Here is a 3,014-nt window from a genome sequence, read left to right as displayed (position 1 = left end):
GCTCGCGGCCGCCTCGAAGCCGCTGCCCTCGCCCTGGCCCGCCGAGGCCCGCGAGGAGCTGGTGACCCTGCTCGGCGCCGGTGAGTCGACCATCCCCGTCTGGGAGGCGCTGGAGGCCGAAGGCCTGATCACCCGGCTGCTGCCCGACTGGGAGCGGGTCCGCTGCCGGCCGCAGCGCAACCCCGTCCACACCTGGACCGTCGACCGGCACCTCGTGGAGGCCGCCGTCCAGGCGTCCGCCATGACCCGCCGCGTCAGCCGCCCCGACCTGCTGCTGATCAGCGCCCTGCTGCACGACATCGGCAAGGGCTGGCCCGGCGACCACTCCGTGGGCGGCGAGGCCATCGCCCGCGACATAGCGGCCCGTATCGGCTTCGACGGTGAGGACACCGAGGTCATCGCGACCGTCGTACGCCACCACCTGCTGCTCGTGGACACCGCGACCCGGCGTGACCTCGACGACCCGGCGACCGTCAGCGCCGTCGCCGCCCGGATCGGCTCGATCGGCACCCTGGAGCTGCTGCACGCCCTCACCGAGGCCGACGCGCTCGCCACCGGGCCCGCCGCCTGGTCGTCCTGGCGCGCCGGACTCGTCACCGATCTCGTCGCCCGCGTCGCCGCCGTACTGACCGGCGAGGCCACACCCGAACCGGAACCCGAGGCGCCCAGCGCCGAACAGGAACGGCTCGCCGTCGAAGCCCTGCGCACCGGCGAACCTGTCCTGGCCCTGCACGCCCAGACCCCGGAGGAGTCCGAGGAGCCGGAACCCGTCGGCGTCGAACTGCTCATCGCCCTGCCCGACCAGCCGGGCGTCCTGCCCGCCGCGGCCGGGGTGCTCGCCCTGCACCGGCTGACCGTACGGGCCGCCGACCTGCGCGCCGTCGAGCTGCCCACCGACATCGGCGAAGCCTCGGTCCTGCTGCTCAACTGGCGGGTCGCCGCGGCGTACGGCTCGCTCCCGCAGGCCAGCAGGCTCCGTGCCGACCTGGTACGCGCCCTGGACGGGTCGCTCGACATCGCCGCCCGGCTGGCCGAACGCGAAGCGGCCTACCCGCGCCGCAGGGGCGTGAAGGCCCCGCCGCCCCGGGTGCGGGTCGCCCCCGGCAGCTCCCACCGCGCCACGGTCATCGAGGTACGCGCCCAGGACGCCCCCGGGCTGCTGCACCGGATCGGCCACGCGCTGGAGGAGGCCGCCGTACGGGTGCGCAGCGCGCACGTCTCCACGCTGGGCTCGAACGCCGTCGACACCGTCTACGTCACACGCGAGGACGGCTCCCCCCTGCCCGAACAGGAGGCCGCGACCCTCGCGAAGGCGCTGGAAGGCGCCCTCGGCTAGTACGGATCCGGTAGCTGAGGCCGGATCGCTTGCCCGGCCGGATACCCTGGAGGGCGACCTGTCCGCCCGCCCCCGACCTGAGGATTCGCGACCACCGTGTTCGACACTCTCTCCGACCGCCTCGCAGCCACATTCAAGAGCCTCCGGGGCAAAGGGCGCCTCAGCCCGGAGGACATCGATGCCACGGCCCGTGAGATCCGTATCGCCCTGCTCGAAGCCGACGTGGCCCTGCCCGTCGTGCGCGACTTCATCAAGCAGGTCAAGGAGCGCGCCAACGGCGCCGAGGTCTCCCAGGCGCTGAACCCGGCGCAGCAAGTCATCAAGATCGTCAACGAGGAACTCGTCGGCATCCTCGGCGGCGAGACCCGGCGGCTGCGGTTCGCCAAGCAGCCGCCGACCGTGATCATGCTCGCCGGTCTGCAGGGTGCCGGTAAGACGACCCTCGCCGGCAAGCTCGGCCTCTGGCTCAAGGGCCAGGGCCACTCCCCGCTGCTCGTCGCCTGTGACCTCCAGCGCCCCAACGCCGTCACCCAGCTCTCCGTCGTCGCCGAGCGCGCCGGCGTCGCCGTCTACGCGCCCGAGCCGGGCAACGGGGTGGGCGACCCGGTCAAGGTCGCGAAGGACTCGATCGAGCACGCGCGCGCCAAGCAGTACGACGTCGTGGTCGTGGACACCGCGGGCCGCCTCGGTATCGACCAGGAACTGATGCGCCAGGCGTCCGACATCCGGGACGCGGTCAACCCGGACGAGGTCCTGTTCGTCGTCGACGCGATGATCGGCCAGGACGCCGTCAACACGGCGGAGGCGTTCCGCGACGGTGTCGGGTTCGACGGCGTCGTCCTGTCGAAGCTCGACGGTGACGCCAGGGGCGGCGCCGCGCTCTCCATCGCGCACGTCACCGGCAAGCAGATCATGTTCGCCTCCAACGGCGAGAAGCTGGACGAGTTCGACACGTTCCACCCCGACCGGATGGCGTCACGCATCCTGGACATGGGTGACCTGCTCAGCCTCATCGAGAAGGCCGAACAGACCTTCAGCCAGGCCGAGGCCGAGAAGATGGCCGCGAAGCTGGCCAAGGGGCCGAAGGAGTTCACGCTCGACGACTTCCTGTCCCAGATGGAGCAGGTCCGCAAGATGGGCTCGATCTCCAAGCTGCTCGGCATGCTGCCGGGCATGGGCCAGATCAAGGACCAGATCGCCAACCTCGACGAGAAGGACGTGGACCGCACCGCCGCGATCATCAAGTCCATGACGCCGGGGGAGCGCGCGGAACCGACGATCATCAACGGCTCGCGCAGGGCGCGTATCGCCAAGGGCTCGGGTGTCGAGGTCAGCGCGGTGAAGGGGCTGGTCGAGCGGTTCTTCGAGGCCCGCAAGATGATGTCCAAGATGGCGCAGGGCGGCGGGATGCCGGGCATGCCGGGGGTTCCCGGGATGGGCGGCGGGCCAGGCCGTACGAAGAAGAAGCAGAAGCAGGCCAAGGGCAAGCAGCGCTCGGGGAACCCGATGAAGCGCAAGGCCGAGGAACAGGCGGCGCTGGCGCGCCGGGAGGAGTCGGCGCTGGCGGTGCCGGCGGAGGAGCAGGCGAAGAACTTCGAACTCCCGGACGAGTTCAAGAAGTTCATGAGCTAGTCGCGGGCCGGGGGGTGTGCGGGTCTGGGTTGCGGTCTCGCTGTCC

The 3,014-nt window shown here is 71.5% G+C and carries 2 protein-coding genes; both read left to right on the top strand.

What is annotated here, in order from left to right; genetic code table 11:
• Positions 1-1,336, top strand: a 1,336-nt coding sequence (locus HY68_RS44680) for an ACT domain-containing protein (RefSeq protein WP_041983964.1), incomplete at its 5' end; no start/stop codon positions are given.
• 96 nt (positions 1,337-1,432) lie between these two features.
• Complete coding sequence (gene ffh / locus HY68_RS02460; RefSeq protein ID WP_041983963.1) at positions 1,433-2,968, top strand: signal recognition particle protein; 1,536 nt, start codon at positions 1,433-1,435, stop codon at positions 2,966-2,968.
• Positions 2,969-3,014: the final 46 nt, after the last annotated feature.

The sequence above is a fragment of the Streptomyces sp. AcH 505 genome, from assembly GCF_000818175.1.
Taxonomy (GTDB): domain Bacteria; phylum Actinomycetota; class Actinomycetes; order Streptomycetales; family Streptomycetaceae; genus Streptomyces.
The sequence above is the reverse complement of the archived record's forward strand: the minus strand, read 5'-3'. Positions and strand labels throughout refer to the sequence as shown.